At 64.7% G+C, this 16,481-nt stretch carries 14 protein-coding genes, 4 pseudogenes and 1 other annotated feature; of the genes and pseudogenes, 7 read left to right on the forward strand and 11 right to left on the reverse strand.

The features are described 5' to 3' along the window. Window positions 1-203: 203 nt before the first annotated feature. Both IAI54_RS26870 and IAI54_RS26875 read right to left on the reverse strand, forming a co-directional pair. The gene (locus IAI54_RS26870) at window positions 204-1,712 is read right to left on the reverse strand and encodes an ImmA/IrrE family metallo-endopeptidase (RefSeq protein ID WP_187970092.1); all 1,509 of its coding nucleotides are present in this window, start codon (window positions 1,710-1,712) and stop codon (window positions 204-206) included. Beyond that, window positions 1,705-2,115: a hypothetical protein gene (locus tag IAI54_RS26875; RefSeq protein WP_187970093.1), complete on the reverse strand. Its 411-nt coding sequence runs from the start codon at window positions 2,113-2,115 to the stop codon at window positions 1,705-1,707. Before IAI54_RS26875 ends, IAI54_RS26870 begins: the two co-directional genes overlap by 8 nt. 499 nt (window positions 2,116-2,614) lie before the next feature. Here IAI54_RS26875 and IAI54_RS26885 point away from each other — a divergent pair, with 499 nt between their 5' ends. Next, a complete protein-coding gene (locus IAI54_RS26885; protein ID WP_187970095.1) occupies window positions 2,615-3,256 on the forward strand; it encodes a glycosyltransferase family 29 protein in 642 nt (213 codons plus the stop codon). Between the two features lie 119 nt (window positions 3,257-3,375). On the opposite strand, the gene IAI54_RS26890 is transcribed toward IAI54_RS26885, so the two are convergent. Further along, window positions 3,376-3,684, reverse strand: a complete 309-nt coding sequence (locus tag IAI54_RS26890; RefSeq protein ID WP_187973371.1) for a HigA family addiction module antitoxin — start codon at window positions 3,682-3,684, stop codon at window positions 3,376-3,378. Between the two features lie 110 nt (window positions 3,685-3,794). On the opposite strand from IAI54_RS26890, the pseudogene IAI54_RS26895 reads away from it, so the two are divergent. Beyond that, window positions 3,795-4,958, forward strand: a pseudogene (locus IAI54_RS26895) (IS3 family transposase). Continuing rightward, window positions 4,011-4,127 (forward strand) — a sequence feature (AL1L pseudoknot). Its footprint overlaps the pseudogene before it by 117 nt. Window positions 4,959-5,114: 156 nt before the next feature. Here IAI54_RS26895 and IAI54_RS26900 read toward each other — a convergent pair. From IAI54_RS26900 to IAI54_RS26935, 8 genes and pseudogenes are all read right to left on the reverse strand, one after another. Then, a complete protein-coding gene (locus IAI54_RS26900; protein ID WP_187970096.1) occupies window positions 5,115-6,008 on the reverse strand; it encodes a hypothetical protein in 894 nt (297 codons plus the stop codon). Continuing rightward, window positions 5,995-6,561 (reverse strand): hypothetical protein, encoded by a 567-nt coding sequence (locus IAI54_RS26905; RefSeq protein ID WP_187970097.1) that lies wholly within the window; start codon window positions 6,559-6,561, stop codon window positions 5,995-5,997. Before IAI54_RS26905 ends, IAI54_RS26900 begins: the two co-directional genes overlap by 14 nt. Before the next feature lie 21 nt (window positions 6,562-6,582). Next, window positions 6,583-8,016: a DUF2272 domain-containing protein gene (locus IAI54_RS26910; protein ID WP_187970098.1), complete on the reverse strand. Its 1,434-nt coding sequence runs from the start codon at window positions 8,014-8,016 to the stop codon at window positions 6,583-6,585. A gap of 18 nt (window positions 8,017-8,034) precedes the next feature. Further along, entirely contained in the window at window positions 8,035-8,943 is a 909-nt protein-coding gene (locus IAI54_RS26915; RefSeq protein WP_187970099.1) for a hypothetical protein, read from the reverse strand. A gap of 83 nt (window positions 8,944-9,026) precedes the next feature. Beyond that, window positions 9,027-9,461 (reverse strand): transposase, encoded by a 435-nt coding sequence (locus tag IAI54_RS26920; RefSeq protein WP_187970100.1) that lies wholly within the window; start codon window positions 9,459-9,461, stop codon window positions 9,027-9,029. A 31-nt stretch (window positions 9,462-9,492) separates the two neighbouring features. Then, window positions 9,493-10,344 (reverse strand): IS21-like element helper ATPase IstB, encoded by an 852-nt coding sequence (gene istB / locus IAI54_RS26925; protein ID WP_187970101.1) that lies wholly within the window; start codon window positions 10,342-10,344, stop codon window positions 9,493-9,495. After that, window positions 10,341-11,869, reverse strand: a pseudogene (istA, locus tag IAI54_RS26930) (IS21 family transposase). Before istA ends, istB begins: the two are co-directional and overlap by 4 nt. 328 nt (window positions 11,870-12,197) lie before the next feature. Beyond that, a pseudogene (locus tag IAI54_RS26935) lies at window positions 12,198-12,629 on the reverse strand (DUF2726 domain-containing protein); the annotation flags it as partial. 18 nt (window positions 12,630-12,647) lie between these two features. Between IAI54_RS26935 and tnpC (IAI54_RS26940) the strand changes: the two are divergent. The 5 genes and pseudogenes from tnpC (IAI54_RS26940) to IAI54_RS26960 form a co-directional block, all read left to right on the forward strand. Beyond that, window positions 12,648-13,238 (forward strand): annotated as a pseudogene (gene tnpC, locus IAI54_RS26940) (IS66 family transposase); the annotation flags it as partial. 176 nt (window positions 13,239-13,414) lie between these two features. Beyond that, window positions 13,415-13,831 (forward strand): IS66-like element accessory protein TnpA, encoded by a 417-nt coding sequence (tnpA, locus tag IAI54_RS26945; RefSeq protein ID WP_187970102.1) that lies wholly within the window; start codon window positions 13,415-13,417, stop codon window positions 13,829-13,831. Next, a complete protein-coding gene (tnpB, locus tag IAI54_RS26950; RefSeq protein WP_187970103.1) occupies window positions 13,828-14,178 on the forward strand; it encodes an IS66 family insertion sequence element accessory protein TnpB in 351 nt (116 codons plus the stop codon). Before tnpA ends, tnpB begins: the two co-directional genes overlap by 4 nt. A 57-nt stretch (window positions 14,179-14,235) precedes the next feature. Continuing rightward, window positions 14,236-15,945: an IS66 family transposase gene (gene tnpC, locus IAI54_RS26955; RefSeq protein WP_187970104.1), complete on the forward strand. Its 1,710-nt coding sequence runs from the start codon at window positions 14,236-14,238 to the stop codon at window positions 15,943-15,945. Then, window positions 15,945-16,244: a hypothetical protein gene (locus tag IAI54_RS26960; RefSeq protein WP_187973373.1), complete on the forward strand. Its 300-nt coding sequence runs from the start codon at window positions 15,945-15,947 to the stop codon at window positions 16,242-16,244. The genes tnpC (IAI54_RS26955) and IAI54_RS26960 overlap by 1 nt, the downstream gene beginning before the upstream one ends. The last annotated feature ends 237 nt before the right edge of the window (window positions 16,245-16,481 follow it).

The following is a 16,481-nucleotide window of genomic DNA, read 5'->3' on the forward strand; positions in this document are numbered from 1 at the left end:
ATGCCCGAACGGCTTCTGAGGCACCAGACTGCCACCGTTGCGGTGCTGGATATGGCTCTGAGGAGCGCTCCTCGTCCATCTTGAGGAAGAGGAGGCAGGAAATCGCGCTGATGCGCGCCGATGCGAGGTGCATTGATCGCCCGGAGCCCGCGCGACAGTGCGCAATCCGGCGACGGTGGAACGAGCGTTCGCTTGCCGGCCGCTCACTGCCGCCGGAAGGCGGCCCGAAGCCTTTCGCGGGCGAGGTCGTCGATCAGCCTGAGATTGTACAGATGCTCGATCAGCGCCGTCTCGTTGACCTGCAGGCGGTTGGCGAAGGCCTCGAACGCGCCGCGACTCGTCACGAAGCTCGACCGCCAGCCCTGCGTCACGAGCACCCGCGGCATGAGCAGGTAAGCTGCGAAGGCATTCGCCCGACGCTCGATGCCCGGCGCGACCCACGGTCCGCTGACATGCGCCACGCGCCGCGCCCGCGAGCGGTCATGGAGAACGTGGCAGAGTTCATGCGCGAGCGTATACCGCCTGCCGAATTCGTTGAGGTTGAAAGGGCTCGTCGTGTTCAGAAGGACGGTCGGCGAGAAGCCCTGGCCAGCCAGTGCCACGCCGCGGATGGTGTCCGTTTCGAGCGCTTCCTCCAGCACCTCGATGCCGAGGTCGGACGCGATCCGCCGGACGTCGATGAACGCGTGGTCTCCCGGGAGCCCGAGCGTTTCCAGAAAATCGTCCGCGAGAGAGTAGCCATCCTCATGGGGCACCCCCAGCGGCGCGTTGCCCTTCGCCGAAACGAGGTCGCGCAGAGCAACGCCGTCGCCGCCGCCCGCCCGCGCCGCCAGAAGGCCGCAGAGACGATCGACGTCGCCGACGCCCAGTCGGGGGCTCACGCCTCCGAACATGGCAACCGCCGGCGACATCTCGCTCACATAGGGTTTGTGGGGCGTTACGCTCTCCTCGATCAGCTCGGCCCTGCCGATCCGCTCCAGCGACGCGCGCACCAGTTCGAGGATGCGCCCCTCGACATAGGCGCGATCGAGGGATTCCGAGCCCAAGGATGGAATGTGGTCGATCTTGTCTGCGAGAGCGTGCCATGAGGCACGATCGCCGTCGTCCAGAGCGGGAGGTTGGCTGGCGGCCCAGCCGAGCACTTCCCACAGCGGTCCGGCGACCTCGTCGACCGATAGCCGCGCCACGCCCGGTTGGGAGATGAACGTAAATCCGTCAGGCGCGAACAAGGGTGCCTCGGCGGACCAGGACAGCTCGATGTCGTCCAGCAGGCGGCGTATGAACAGGTCTGGAACCAGACCGCCTTCCGCAGCACTCCGCAATGCATGGCGATGGTACCATGCCTGCGTCGCCTTGTACTGTTCGCGGCCTTCGACGTCCTTCACGCCGATCGTCCGATCCAGCGCACGGTGACATGCGATCACCGCTGGCACGCCGCTGCGCTCCGGCCACGCGAAGTCCTCTTCGTGCAGCAGCGCAGCCCAGTTGGATGCAAGCCAGTCGAGCACGGGGGCGAGGTACCAGCCCACGTGTGTCTGGCTGTTCTTTCCGCGACGGCTTGCGGTCAGAACGTGGTTCGCGACGGTGATCCGCAGATCCCCCATCGACCATCCATAGGCCGCCGGACGTCCGGCACGCGGCTCCGCGTCGCTGGTCCATCGAACCGCGATCTCGAATCGCTCCGGGTTGCCGAAAACGGCAAACTCACTCATCGTCGCCATCCAGCGCCCATGTGACATGGTCGGTGGGAAAATCCTTATACCGTTTCAATTGTTGCGTCGTCACCTTTCCCGCGTCCTGCCATTTCGCGACCAGATCGGCAGGGACGCGGTTCCAGGGTTCAGGATATCCATGCCACGTCCCGTCCGCAGTCGGCTGGGCGACGAAGGCGATCCCTTTCATGGTGGCGTAGCGCTTGGCCGAACCGTTCGGGTCAGGTTCGCTTTCCTCGAACATCGTGTGGGCGACGGTCTTTTCCCACGCATGGCCGAACGGATCGCTGGCGTAGCCGCCCGCATCCATCTCGTGCGTCCACTCGGGACAGAGCGTCCCTTTCCTGCCGAGAACCGGTCTGTTCTTGTGCTTGGGCGATCCACGGTAGAGAGAACTGCTCATGCGCGCCGCTAACCTGTCTTGCTGCCGAGCGACGTGCCGGCAGCCGCTGAGAAACGGATTAGAGGATCCGCGGCGAGTACGTCTACCGGGTTCTGCGGTATGAGCCGACCCGCGAGCGGCGCTTTCAGGATCGATCGCGTGAGGCCACCCCCCGGGCGCCGGCAGATCCGGGCCGACGTCCCGACCACCCGCGCGGCGGCCCTGATCGAGCGCAGGCCAGGCGTGTCTTCGCGCGGGCCGCTTGCGCGGCGCGCCGCGCGACGGGCATAGTGGCGCCGGGTGTCATCGGTCCAGGCCAACGTGCTCTCCAACGAACCTTCGCGAATGGCGCTGCCCGCCCGGGCGGACACGGCGTTCATCGTCCCCTCTCGCGAGCCGCAGCGCGCGGTGGCCGGGGATGTCTTCGCCGCCGCCAGGGGCGGCGCTCGGCGTCTCCTGTCGCGAACGGCGTCGCGGCCCGGCCGGAAGACGGTCGGCCGCGCCCGCCGGGCCTGACGGCATGCAGCGCTATGTCGCCATCGTCGGAAACGGCCCTCTGGGCGATCGCGACGGCAGGGAGATCGACGAAGCGGACTTCGTCATGCGCTTCAATTTCCCGCCCTACGGGCCCGCGCAGGGCGGGAGCCGGACCGACATGATGGTGCTGGTCAATTCGGGCAAGCTCCTCGGCCTCTGGTTCGGGGACCCCGCGTTCGTCAGCAACGTCTATATCCGGGGCGCGCGCCGGGTGATCCTCCCCTGGCATCCCGACGCGATCCGACGGTGGCACCCGACGCCGAAGTTCCGCGAGCGGGTGGAGAGGCGGATCGTCACGCGGAAGGAGCACTGGACGAAGCAGGCCTTCGAGCGCTTCGGCCGCATGGGAAAGGAAGTCTCCCTCCTCCCCGCATCGCTGGCCAGCCAGTGCTTCGAGGACCTGCAGCTGGCCGCAACGGACTGGCGCATCCCCAGCACCGGCTTCGTCGGGATCCGCCACGCCCTGCATTCCTTCCCGGACCATCCCCTCAGGCTCTTCGGCTTCACATGGGAGGGCTGGGAGGGCCACGACTGGGCCGCCGAACGGACCTGGCTCGCCCGGCAGGAGCGGGTCTGGATGCCGGGGGAGGGGAGCGGACGGGGGGAGGCGGCGGTTCGCGGGTGATTGGTGAGGGGGCGGGTCGGACAGGCATCAAGCAGCGGCCAAAGGAGAAACTGAAGCCAGAACGCCGGCCGTGCGGCCATCGCGACGAAACGGTGGCAGATCTTCGGGATCGCCCCTTGCTATGCCGCCTTCGCCAGGGGCCTGGCACGATCCACCCGCGCCCGCTCGCCGGGCGAATTCATGACGTTCCACAGGTCGCTGCGGCGCTGCGTGTTCAGCCAGAAGTCCGGGCTGTTGCCGAATACCCGTGCCAGAATGAGCGCCGTCGCTGCCGTGACGTTACGCCGGTCATTGCACAGTTCGTTCACATGCTTGCGCTGCACGCCCATCGCCTCGGCCAGAGCCGCCTGCGTCAGGCCGAGCGGCCGCATGAACTCTTCCGTCAGGATTTCGCCGACCGAGGCCGGTTTGCGTGTGGTCATCAACATGGCGTCCTCATCGATCGCTATGGTCGTCGAGATGGACATCCCACGCCTCGCCGCGACTGAACCGCCCCGGGTTTGCCGGAGGCTCCAACTCCTGAGAAGGTGGAGCCATCATGAGCAAGACGACGAACAAGTTTTCCCCGGAGGTGCGCCAGCGCGCGGTGCGGCTGGTGCTGAATCACGAGCATGAACATCCGTCGCGCTGGGCGGCGATCCTGTGATGCCGGCAAGCGGGCCGGTGTTCCGACCGACATGGCCGCGAAGCTGAAAGCGCTGGAGAGGGAGAACCGGGAGCTTCGGCAGGCCAACGAGATCCTGCGCAAGGCGTCCGCTTATTTTGCCCAGGTGGAACTCGACCGCCCGTTCAAACGATGATCGCGTTCATAGACGATCACCGCGAGGCCCACGGGGTCGAGCTGATCTGCAAGGTGCTGCCGATCGCCCCGTCGACCTAGCGCGACCATGTCGCCAAGCGCGTCGATCCCGAGAAGCTGTCGGCGCGGGCAAAGCGAGACTTGGCACTCAAGCCGGAGATCGAGCGCGTCTTCGCAGAGAACTTCGAGGTCTACGGCGCGAGGAAGGTCTTGCGTCAGATGCTGCGCGAAGGCTTCGCAGTTGCACGCTGCACGGTCGAGCGGCTGATGGCCGACCTCGGCCTTCAGGGCGTCATCCGCGGCAAGCCGATCCGCACCACGGTGCAAGACAAGGCCGCCCCGTGCCCGCTCGACCATGTGAACCGGGTCTTCCATGCTCCGGCGCTGAACCGGCTCTGGCTCTCGGACTTCACCTACGTCAGCACGTGGTCGGGCTTTGTCTACGTCGCCTTCGTCATCGACGCCTACGCCCGCCGGATCGTCGGATGGCGGGTGAGCCGGACGGCGCATGCGAGCTTCGTCCTCGATGCTCTGGAACAGGCCCTGCACGAACGGCAGCCCGTCCATCGCGGCGGCCTAGTTCATCATTCGGACCGTCGATCGCAATATGTCAGCATCCGCTATACCGAGCGACTGGCCGAAGCCGGCATCGAGCCCTCCGTCGGCAGCGTCGGAGACTCCTACGACAACGCTCTCGCCGAGACGATCAACGGCCTCTACAAGGCCGAGGTCATCCATCGGCGCGGACCGTGGCGATCCTTCGAGGCGGTCGAGTTCGCGACGCTGACCTGGGTCGACTGGTTCAACAAACGCCGGCTGCTGGAGCCCATCGGCAACATCCCGCCGGCCGAAGCCGAGGAACGCTACTACGCCATGCTGGAGGAACCGGCCATGGCCGCGTGACTCAAACGAAACAGCATCCGGCAAACCCGGGGCGGTTCACCTCGACGTTATTGAACGTATGGGGTGGATGCCCCAAAGCTGGTCGGGTCCGCGGCCAATCAGGTCGTCAAGTCCGCTTCTTCCGGTGCGTGTTCGGAGCAGCGGGGATAAACTGTTCTACGGTATCATCCTCTTCATGTCGGCGATCAGCTGATTGACATGAGCCTCGGAGGTCGCATAGCTCTGGCGGGCGCGCTCCCGGAGTTGAGGGTCGGGTTCCGACAGCTTCCTTTTCGCCTCGACGAGGATGTCCATCGCATCTTGATAGCGACGCTGCTTCACCAGTGTGCGCACCAGATATACCTTTCGCACCGGCTCGTCTTGATACTCGTCCAGCGCCTTCTGGACGTCAGCGATGTTGATCGGCCCGACCTTGCCATCAGATCCCGGCGCCGGCAGAGACTGCAATTGGCTGATCAGATCCTCATGAAGTCCGAACGGGTGGAAGCCGTAGCCGAGTCCGCTGTATAGGTAGTAGTTCGCGACGAACCAGCCGTTGAGGGCCCGGTAATAGGTCCCCTTCGCCGTATCGCTGACGAGCCGCGAGGCCATGTAGTGCGCGACCGGCGCGCAGTTGGCGATGATTGCGAAGGCCACCGCCATCGATCCCGGTTGGCGTCCGTCGCAATTCCTGTCGACGAAGATGCGATTGGCGCCGTCGGCGGCGTCCCGCGCCTCTTTCTCGAAGACTATTTCCAAGGGCTCAAGGTCGGCGAAGGCCGAATAACGGTAGAAGGGGATGCTCTGCGCCCGACCGTCCTTCCATTCGACCGTGAGCCGCGTCGCATACCTAGTGTTGTCGGCAGCGATCGATGCCGCGGCCGGCGTCTTGCCCACCGGGGCGAGAAGATCGATCGATCCACCGCCGATCCCGAGCGCAATGCGCTTAGCATCGCTGGCCGGACTTGCGGCTACGACGAGCGCGATCTTCAGCTCGTCCGCCGAGACGGGATGGGCCTGGAGCCCAATCGCCGCCGCCAGAGACAATGCAAGCGCTCTAGTCGTTCCCATTGGCGTTCCTGCTCTCTGGCGTTCCCGCGCCGGCCTTCAGCCCGACAAGCATCATGACATAGACCGCGAGCGAACCGGACATGTTGATGAACATGTTGGACACGGCTTTGACGTCCTTGGTTTCGTCGCGCAGCGCAACGTCGACAAGAAGGGCCGCAATAAGCGCCGCGATGAGGCCGGCAAGCGGGATCAGGAAGAGCGTCGAGCCCCAACCCCGTATATCGATCTTATCGTAGTTCGCCGCCGTAACAGCAGCCGACGTCGGCAGCAGGATCGCGGTGATCGAGCCAATGTATCGGCTCGGATCCGCAGCTACCGCAAACAGCAGTTGAGCGAGTGGGCCGTTGACGGGAATCTTGAAATCGGACGCTGACACGAGTGTGATCACGATCCATCCCAGCGCCAGGATTAATGGCACGACGATGATGCAGAGCATCAGGAGCAGCAACAGAAGGTACTGATCCGCCTGTCGGGAGCTCGGAATGGGTGACGGTCCGGAAACCGTCGTTGGTTCCGGTGCGGTTTCCGGAGCATCGTCGACGAATGTTGGCAACGCGCGCGCTCCTGTTCGATCCTATCCGAGGAAAGCCGATGACAGGCCCTTGTCTAGCTTCGCCTGGACTTTGGACGCCGCCTCGCCCTTCGTGACCGCGCCATCCGAATTCACGTCCAGACCCTTGTTCTGGACGTAGGCCGTCGACGGAGTCACAAATAGCGCGAACGCCTCCGGCTTGCCCACCGCCTTCGGCCAGAGGATGGCCATATAGACATCGGACAGCGAGTGCATCTTACCCGCATAAGGTGCAAAATACTTGCTGACGTAAGCCATCTGCTCGACCTCGGTCATCGCGGCGAGCTTGTCGGTGGTGGTGCCGAGACCCAATGCCGTCTTCGGCATGAACTGAATGAGACCCGTCGCGCCGCTGATCTTGTTCCGGGTGCTCGACTTGAACTCTTCGCCGGTCTCGAAGGCCATGCACGCGGCAAGATGGCTCGGATCGCAGCCGAGCGTTTGCCCGAGCTCGATGATACTTTGCTTCAGCTCCAGCGCCAGGACTTTGCCGAACGCGATCTTGGTCGCGCCGCCATTGACGGCGTCGACGAGGTTCGACAGAAGGGTGTCAGTCGTATCCGTCGACACCCCCGCCGCCACGGCCGCCTGCTCGTCGATCCGGCAACCCATGATAGCGAAGAGAGTTTCGCCGCATGGTTGGTTGGGGGAGAGGAACCCTTCCGCCGTCAGCGCGAGCGGTCTCCTTGTGACCGAATTGCCGATATTGCCCCCGATCACCCAGGCTTTGTCCCCGGCCACCTCGACGACGACGTCGCAATGGCTCTTATAGTCGCCGCCCTTCTGGTGGTCGTAGTCGACCCCGGTCTCGCGTGCCCAGCAGACGATGTCGCCGACCATCGGCTTTCGCTCGTTGAGACGCTCGCACCAGTAGCCGGCGTCCTCTCGCTTAGTTGAGCGATCGCGGATCGCCTGACTGATATAGACGGAGTGCTGGCTCGAATAGCGGAAGCGGGCACCGGCTCCGGCCGTCTTCGATACCCAGGATATGAAGGCCGCCGACCAAGGCCAGTCGGTGTTCGTCCCGTTGATGCCGGAAAGATCGGCGCCATCCTTCCAGTAGACGCCGATGCGTTCGGCGAAGCCGTCCTCCTGCTCCTTGTGCCCGATCGTGGTGGTGTTTCCTGTAAGGTCATAAGTCTGCCCGCCGAAGAAGCGCCACTCCTGGTCGCATAGGCGCAGCAGTTCCGAGATGTAGGCGGTGACCCCCGACGGCGATGTCGGCGACGGATGGCTGGATGAGGACGATCCGCCACTTGGCGAGGCAGAAGTGCCCGACGTGGCGGGGCCGCTTTTGGCGTCCCTTGGCACGAAGACCAGCGTGAACGTTCCGGTGTTATCCGGGACGATCGTCACTTGACCGCCTGCCTCGAAGGCGATGCGGAGCTGTTGAGCCTCCACGTCGCTGAGCTTGTTGATGATCCGGATATCAGACAAGACGACCTCCCGATATACCTAGAGATAACCAAGCCTTCTGGCGATTTCATTAGCCTTTTCTTCGTAAGCCGGCTCCGACAGTACAGCTTCGAAGCTGATCCCGGAGCCTGCGAGGGCGGCAACGATCGCCGCCTTGACGCCCTCGTTTAGACGCCCGCCCTGCGTGACGGCGTTTCGAAGCGCGGCTTGACCCGATCCTCGCCCGAGTTCGTAGGAGATGACTGTCTGCTTGGCGCTTTCCGCCGCCAGCTGGTTCGCGCTGACGGTGCTCTGCAGCCTGATGATGGCTCCGGCCAAGGTGCCGGCCCTGTAGTATTCCTCAAGATCTGACTCCGCCAACGGCAATGGATAAGCAGCATCGCTGAGGGCAAGCTTCGAATTGATCTGGCCCGCGATCAGCGCCCGGCTGGCATCCATCTGCGTCAGCACGAGCTGGATCGAGTTGCGAACCAGCGCCTTCTCACTGTAGGCGGCCTTCGCTCCGGTCAAGCCGGAGGCAATGCCGGTGAGTACATCCTTCGTTTCGACAGCGCTGATCAGCGTCGCTGTTTGCGTCAGTCCAATATTGGTGATCGCGGCAATAAGCTCTCCGGCGCGCTCGCCGTTCGCAAGCGACGCTGCATAAGACGTGTACGCCCGATCCATGCAGTTCTTTGCCGTCAAGACGTAGATGTTGCGCCAGTCACGGCGATCGGTCGGCGACAGCGCCAAGTATCGACCATAGTCCGGCCCGCCGAACTGCGCACGTAGCGCCGGGCATTCGGTCTCGTTGTTGAAGACGCGCGCAGGCCCAGCGGAGAAAGTTGCACAGCCGTACAGCGAACAGAGCAATCCAAGACCGATGATCAGCGGCACGAGACGCCTCACGCTGAACCTTTGCTTTGGGGCTACAGAAGACAGCACCGCAAAGCGCCACCGCTGCGACATTCATTCCTCCTACGGTATTAGAATTTTGGTAGACAACACTATCTAGAGTCAAGCGGATTCTTATCCGGGGCAGACGTCGAGCTTTACCGCTGCAAGGTGATGGTGGAATTTATTGAGAGAGGCTCTGTTTGGGAGGTCATCGAGCCATGTCGGGCAGCCGCCGAGGTGCCGACGCGCTCGATTCGGCCCATTTCATTCAGCGGTATGGGCGCTGAGGCCAGCGCTTTAGCGTCTGCCTCCGCACGCTTGCGGGCTTCGCGTCGCCAGGTGAACAGTTGCTGCGGGGTCAGGTCATACCGGCGCGCGACCGCCGACACCACCGCGCCCGGCGCAAGTGTCTCTTCCAGAATGCGCGCTCGGTCATCGGGCGACCAACGCCGGCGGCCCATCGCGCCGTTGATGACCTCAAAACGCCGGATCTTGTAGCGCGACAATCTGGTGAGATGCGCGCGACAATCTGGATGAGAATCTTGTGTCGCGGCGGTGGTCATGATCGCGGCATTGATTGTCGTGCGCAAGAGGGCTGGTCGGTTTGATTGTCGCGGCGCGTCAATCAGGAGCGATGTTGGCCGGTGTTGCGAATGACGCTGGCCGGCCTGGGCCACGTTTTCGTTCGATGGCCTCGCGGCGCCGATAGCTCTCGACGTTCAGTTCGAAGATCGTGGCGTGATGGACGAGGCGGTCGACCGCGGCGAGCGTCATGGCGGGGTCCGGGAAGATCTTGCCCCATTCGCCAAAGGGTTGGTTGGCGGTGATGAGCATGGAGCGCCGCTCGTAGCGGGCGCTGATGAGTTCGAACAGCACGCTGGTCTCGGCCTGATCCTTGGTGACATAGGCGAGGTCGTCGAGGATCAGCAGGTGGAAGCGATCGAGCCGGTTGATGGCGGCTTCGAGCCCGAGCTCGCGGCGCGCGACCTGCAGCTTCTGGACGAGGTCGGTGGTGCGGGTGAACATGACCCGCCAGCCGTTCTCGACGAGAGCAAGGCCGATGGCCGAGGCGAGATGGCTCTTGCCGCCACCGGGCGGGCCGAACAGCAGCAGGTTCGCTCCCTTCTCGAGCCAGCTGTCGCCGGCGGTGATGGCCATGATCTGCGCCTTGGAGATCATCGGCACGGCGTCGAATGCGAAGGTGTCAAGCGTTTTGCCGGGCAGCAGGCGAGCCTCAGTGAGATGGCGCTCGATGCGGCGCCGATCGCGTTCGGCAAGCTCGTGTTCGATGATGGCGGCGAGGAAGCGGGCGGCCGGCCAGCCTTCCTTGTCGGCCTCTTCGGCGAACTGCGGCCACATCACCTTGATGGCGGGCAGACGCAGTTCGTTGAGCAGGAGGCTGAGCCTTGCGGCGTCGATGCCTGTCCTGAGCGACGCCGCGGGCGGCGTCGAAGGGGCGCTGTTCGTCTTCATGCGACCTCTCCTGGCGCGAGGTCATGGTCATGGCTGCCGCCGATCAGGCCTTCGTAGGCATCGAGGGACGCCAGATGCACGACGACGCTGGGCAGCCGGGACGGATCCGGCGCGAACCGTTCGCGCAGCGCGGCCATGTCCGGCAGTCGTCGAGCGTCGAGCGAGATGCGCAGCTGATCGGCCAGTTCGCTCTCGCAACCCCGCTCGTGGGCCATCGCGAGGAGTTCGACCATGGTGCGGCAGGCCTGCCGCTTCGGCAGACGATCCACGAGCATGTCGAAGGTTCGTCGATAGGCCTCGCGTGGAAAGAGCCGGTCGCGATAGACGAGGTTCAGGAGCGCCATCGGCTTGCGGCGCAAGGAATGGATGACATGGCGGTAGTTGACGACCTGGTCGTGCTTGCCGGATGGCGAGGCCCGCCCGCGCGGCAGGGTCATGAGCTGCGTGCCGCGATGAAGATGTCCAGCCGATCGTCGAACAGGCGCACCCTGAGGCGGTGGCCAATCAGGCGCGAGGGCACGGTGTAGAATACCTTGCGCAGCGTGAAGCCGCCCGATGACGTGACGCGCACGGTGACCTCCTCCTAGTCGGATGTCCGCCGGGCGGGCAGTTCCTGGAGTTCGGCGCGCTCGATGTCGATGCGCCTGGCATGGCGGACATTGCAGCGACTGACGATCTCGTCGACGAAGCGGCGGTAGGCGGCCAGATCGTCGAAGTCGCACGAGCCTCTCATCAACAGGGCGTCATCGATCGCCCGCTTGAGGTGTCCGTGAGATCCTTCGATTGCACCGTTCTCGTGGGCGATGCCGGCATTGTTGCGGGTGGCCGTCATTCCGTAATGGGCGACGAGGTCCTCGTAACGACGCGTCAGGTCGGCACGCGCATCCCTGTCGAGGTTGCGGAATGCCGCCGAGAGGCTGTCGCTGCGGTGCTCTCGCGGCACCCCGCCGAGCGACCAGAGCGCGTTCTGCAGGCCTTCGGCGAGCGCGACGAAGCTCTCACCGCCGAGCACGACATGGGCATGCTCGAAGCCGGAATAGGCGAGCCGGAAGTGATAGAGCCGATGATCGAGCGGCTGACCCGCGATGGTGACGCCGGCGCCGCCCATGTCGGTGAAGTCCGACAGGCCGAGCCGGCCCGGCTCATGCGCCTGCCGGAAGATGACCTCCTGTTCCTCGCCGTGAACGGCCCGCCAGGATCGGACACGGCGTTCGATGGTGCGGCGAATGCCGGCACCGAGTTCGGGATGACGCCGCAGCATCTCCTCGAAGATTGCGATTGGCCGGATACCCGGCGCCGCCTTCAGCAAAGGCACGATCTCGGTGTCGAAAATGTCGGCGAGCGGATCGGGGCGGCGGCGCTGGCGCGCAACCTTCCTCTGCGAGGGCAGCCTCGCATCCTTCTCGATGCGATAGGCCGTGGCCGCGCTGATCGACGCCTTCGCCGCCGCGACGGCCGTCGTGTGGGTCTGCCGGAACTTCATGAAAAGCCTCATCTGGTGATCGGTTACATGGCGTCCGGGCACAAAGTGATTCCTCCCATCGGAAAAACCACCGGCATACCCGGTCGGCCGCGATCACAGACGGCGCACCAATAGGAACGCCGCCGGCGGCTTGAAACTCCGGTCGGGCTACGCCCTCCCTGCGTCTCAAGCCGCCGGCATTCTCATCCTGATTGTCGCTGCGCTCTCACGTTGATTGCCGCGCCGCAGGATCTCGCCCTCCGGCTCAAGTCTATGGTCAAGTCCAGACACAAAACGATCCTCCAAAAGGATCGCTACCGCGCCTCGTCAGAACCGTGCAAAGAAGGTGCGGTTGGAACCCCGCTTTCGCTGTGTCTGGGATTTCAGCGATCGGTACATCCACTAGCCTTTCGACGAGGCGCCGCAGTTCGGATGGTGTTGTCGGTCCGGCGACGACTTCGTGGTAAGGAATGCCGGCCCGACGGAGCGCTTCCTTCTTGACGGCGTCGCCTGCGCCGGCAGCGCCCTGATGATGGCCGCCGCCCTGGTACTCGACGGCGTAGCGTGGATGGCAGTTCTCGCCGACGAGGAGGAGGTCGATGCGCTTCGAGTTGATGCATCCATAAGCTGCCGGATCTTTGCAACGGAGGATCTCGCCGAGAGAGACCTGCGCCATGACCTGCCAGCAGGGATTGCGGTCGAGGACCATCCGGTCAAGTTCCTTGAAGACACGGGCCTCGCTTCTGTTGAGCAGCGGCTGCATCGAGAATTCCGGCGCCATCACGATGCTCAACTGATCTGCGGCGTCCGGCTTTCTTGGCGCAAGAGAGTCGGCGGTCGGCGCAACGCCGTGAGCCTGGCATTCTGCTGGTCGCATGTCCGTCGCAAGTTCTACGAACTGGCGCAATCCGGTCCGGCGCCGATCGCCACGGAGGCGCTCGCCCGCATCGCCGAGCTCTACAGGATCGAGAACGAGATCCGGGGCCGCTCGCCCGAAGAGCGGCGCGCCGCGCGCCAGGAGAGAAGCCGTCCCATCATCGATGCCCTCCAGCCATGGCTACGCGAAAAGCTCGCGCTGGTCAGCCAGAAGAGCAAGCTTGCCGAAGCGATCCGCTACGCGCTCGCGCGCTGGGCCGGGCCAGCCCACTTCCTCGATGACGGTCGCGTCGAGATCGACTCCAACGTCGTCGAACGCAGTATCCGCCCCATCGCCCTCAATCGGAAGAATGCGCTCTTCGCCGGCTCCGACGGCGGCGGCGAGCATTGGGCGACGATCGCCTCGCTCATCGAGACCTGCAAGCTCAACGGCATCGATCCGTACGCATACCTCGCCGACGTCATCACCCGCATCGTCGCCGGCCATCCGCAGAACAAGCTCTACGACCTGTTGCCCTGGGCCTATGCCCCGGCGCCACTCAAGGCCGTGGCCTGAGAACGGCGGTTACGCCGTTGGTATTAAGCGTAAGCTCTGAAATCGTCATATGTCCAAGCCTTCAAAGGCTTCGAACATCGTGGCTCACGACCACGCGCGAAAGGTGGGGCCGGGACGTATCCCTCCGGCGTCGGCCGTCTGGCTGACTGAGGAGCTGGTGCGTAAGAGCATGCCTTTTGGCAGGCGCTAAGGTCATTTCGGAGTTTGAGGTTCTATCTGTCGACGAGGTCGGACGCCGGCGGGCTTGGACCGACGAGGAGAAGATCCGTATCGTCGAGCAGAGCCTGCGGGGGCACCGGCAGGGATCGGCGACGGCACGGCGTGTTGGGATTTCGCGTTCTTTGCTGACGCGATGGCGGGCGGATTATCGCGATGGCCGGCTGGGATCTGCGGCACCGACGTTCATGGCTGTGTCGCTTGCGGCAAGCGCAGCATCGGCAGCGGTCGTCGAGACGCCGCCGCTAGTGGTGGCGACGCCCGTCGCGGAGGCGACGATCGAGGTGGTTCTGGGGAATGCGCGCCGGATGATCGTGCCGATCTCGATCGATCCGGCCGTGCTCGCTCGCCTGCTGCCGATCGTGGACGCATCATGATCGCGTTTCCTGCCGGCGCGAAGGTTTGGATCGCAGGGGGCGTCACCGACATGCGGTGCGGCATGAACAGCCTGGCACTGAAGGTGCAGCAGGGTCTGGGGCGTGATGCGCACGGTGGGGAGATCTTCTGCTTCCGTGGTCGGCGCGGCGATCTGGTGAAGATCCTGTGGCACGACGGGATCGGCATGTCGCTCTACGGCAAACGTCTGGAGGCGGGCAAGTTCGTCTGGCCTGCCGGTCCAGGTGGGGGTGCCGTGGCGATTTCGGCAGCCCAGCTCGGCTATCTCCTCGACGGGATCGACTGGCGCAATCCGCGCTGGACGCAGCGTCCGGCAAAGGCTGGTTGAGAGCGGCTACTGCGCTGTTATGCTGGGTTTTACCTGTTGGTCATGGTAGATTTGGCCATGTCCGACGGTGCCGCCGAGATCGCCAGACTTCGTGCCGAACTCGCCGCTTCCGACGCCCGCGCCAGGGTGGCGGAGGCCGAGTTGGCCGAGGCGCGTGCGTTGGTCTCGACATCTGAGGCGATGATCGCGCATCTGAGGCTGGAGATCGCCAAGCTCCGGCGCGAGCAGTATGGCCACAGCTCCGAACGGCGTGCCCGGCTGATCGAGCAGATGGAGTTGCAGCTCGAGGATCTCGAAGCCGCCGCCACCGAGGACGAGATCGCGTCCGAGCGTGCAGCGGCCCGCACCACCACGGTCGCCGCCTTCGAGCGACGCCGTCCGGCCCGCAAGCCCTTCCCCGCACATCTCCCGCGCGAGCGCGTGGTGATCGAGCCGCCGAAGGCATGCACCTGCTGCGGCTCCTCGCGCATCGTGAAGATGGGAGAAGACGGCGAGCCATCGTCCGCCATTGGTCCGAGGACAATGGCGAGCGAGACCCTGGAGGCGGTGTCACGCCGGTGGAAGGTGATCCAGACCGTCAGGGAGAAGTTCACCTGCCGGGACTGCGAGAAGATCAGCCAGCCGCCGGCACCCTTCCATGCCACGCCGCGGGGCTGGGCGGGACCAAACCTTCTGGCCACCATCTTCTTCGAGAAGTTCAGGCAACATCAGCCGCTGAACCGGCAGGCCGAGCGCTATGCCCGCGAAGGCGTCGACCTCAGCCTGTCGACGCTCGCCGACCAGGTCGGAACCTGCTCGGTGGCGCTGGAGCCGATCCATGCGCTCATCAAGGCCCATGTGCTGGCGGGCAATCGGCTCCACGGTGACGACACGACGGTGCCGCTGCTGGCGCGAGGTGGAACCCGGCAGGCGCGGCTGTGGACCTATGTTCGTGACGACCGCCCCTTCGCCGGCGGTGCCTCGCCCGCCGTCCTGTTCCACTTCTCTGCCGATCGCGAGAAGACCCATCCCAACCGGCACCTCGCCGGATGGACCGGCGTCCTGCAGGCCGATGCCGGAGCCTGCCCTCGGGCCGGCCACAGGCCGGACCCGGGGGGAGGCTACAACGATCTCTACCGGGCGGGCCGCGAGCCAGCGCCCGTGACCAGCGCCCTGTGCTGGAGCCACGCCCGACGGAAGTTCTTCGAATTGGCCGACGTCGCCGATGCCGTGCGCAAGGGCAAGGCCACACATGCGATATCGCCTGTCGCGCTGAAGGCCGTCGAGCGGATCGACGCGCTCTTCGCGATCGAGCGCGACCTCAACGGTCTCTCCGCCGATGCCCGGCGCCAAGCCAGACAGGAGCTGTCGCGCCCGCTCGTCGAGGAACTCCACGCCTGGTTCCGCAGCGAGCGGGCGCAGATGTCCCGGCACAATCCGGTTGCCAAGGCGATCGACTACATGGTCGAGAAGGATGGCCGCTGGGACGCCTTCACGCGGTTCCTGCACGATGGTCGGGTGTGTTTGACGAACAATGCCGCCGAGCGGGCCCTGCGCGGTATCGCCCTGGGAAGAAAGGCATGGCTCTTCGCCGGCTCGCAACGCGGCGGCGAGCGCGCGGCCTTCATGGTCACACTGATCGTCACCGCCAAGCTCAACGACATCGACCCGCAGGCATGGCTTGCCGATGTGCTCGGCCGCATGCCGAACCTGCCCATGTCGCGCCTGACGGAACTGCTCCCGTGGAACTGGGCGGCCGGGCGCGAGCGGGAGCCGAAAGCCGCCTGATGGCTCGCGACACCACCTTTTACAGTCTCGCACACGCGGCAACGATGATCGGCGAGAACCGGGAGCTGCTTGAGGTCGTCGCCGCCAATCCCGACGACATCGACTACGGCGAGATGATCCATATCATCGACGGGTCCGAGGAAGGCATCACCGCGTTCACCGCGCGCGGCATCGAGAGCCTTCAGGAGTTCCTCCAGGACGTCCGCTCCTGGCCCGGCGGCATCCGGCAGTTCCTCATCGATCAGGAATCCAATCCTGACCTGATAGAGCGGATCATGGCCGACGAACGGAAAAGCTGATCTCCTGCGGCCCACACCGGAGGGATACGCCGGGACAGCGCTTACTCTGGCAGTACCTGCGCAGCAACTGGCTGTCGAACCGCGTCTTTGCCGACTACGAGGCGATCATCGAGGCCGCCTGCGACGCCTGGCGCAAGCTCCTCGCCCAGCCACACACGATCACGTCAATCGGAATGCGGGACTGGGCGCATGTCGGTCAGGGGATATGACCGTTGTTATAACTCAGGGAAAAGAAAT

The organism is Aquibium microcysteis, from assembly GCF_014495845.1.
Taxonomy (GTDB): domain Bacteria; phylum Pseudomonadota; class Alphaproteobacteria; order Rhizobiales; family Rhizobiaceae; genus Aquibium; species Aquibium microcysteis.

Excerpts from the sequence above, each read along its gene's own strand:
- IAI54_RS26870 (WP_187970092.1), bottom strand. The coding sequence starts at position 1,712 with ATGAGTGAGTTTGCCGTTTTCGGCAACCCGGAGCGATTCGAGATCGCG.
- IAI54_RS26875 (WP_187970093.1), bottom strand. The coding sequence starts at position 2,115 with ATGAGCAGTTCTCTCTACCGTGGATCGCCCAAGCACAAGAACAGACCG.
- IAI54_RS26885 (WP_187970095.1), top strand. The coding sequence starts at position 2,615 with ATGCAGCGCTATGTCGCCATCGTCGGAAACGGCCCTCTGGGCGATCGC.
- IAI54_RS26890 (WP_187973371.1), bottom strand. The coding sequence starts at position 3,684 with ATGTTGATGACCACACGCAAACCGGCCTCGGTCGGCGAAATCCTGACG.
- IAI54_RS26900 (WP_187970096.1), bottom strand. The coding sequence starts at position 6,008 with ATGGGAACGACTAGAGCGCTTGCATTGTCTCTGGCGGCGGCGATTGGG.
- IAI54_RS26915 (WP_187970099.1), bottom strand. The coding sequence starts at position 8,943 with ATGTCGCAGCGGTGGCGCTTTGCGGTGCTGTCTTCTGTAGCCCCAAAG.
- istB (WP_187970101.1), bottom strand. The coding sequence starts at position 10,344 with ATGAAGACGAACAGCGCCCCTTCGACGCCGCCCGCGGCGTCGCTCAGG.
- tnpB (WP_187970103.1), top strand. The coding sequence starts at position 13,828 with ATGATCGCGTTTCCTGCCGGCGCGAAGGTTTGGATCGCAGGGGGCGTC.
- tnpC (WP_187970104.1), top strand. The coding sequence starts at position 14,236 with ATGTCCGACGGTGCCGCCGAGATCGCCAGACTTCGTGCCGAACTCGCC.
- IAI54_RS26960 (WP_187973373.1), top strand. The coding sequence starts at position 15,945 with ATGGCTCGCGACACCACCTTTTACAGTCTCGCACACGCGGCAACGATG.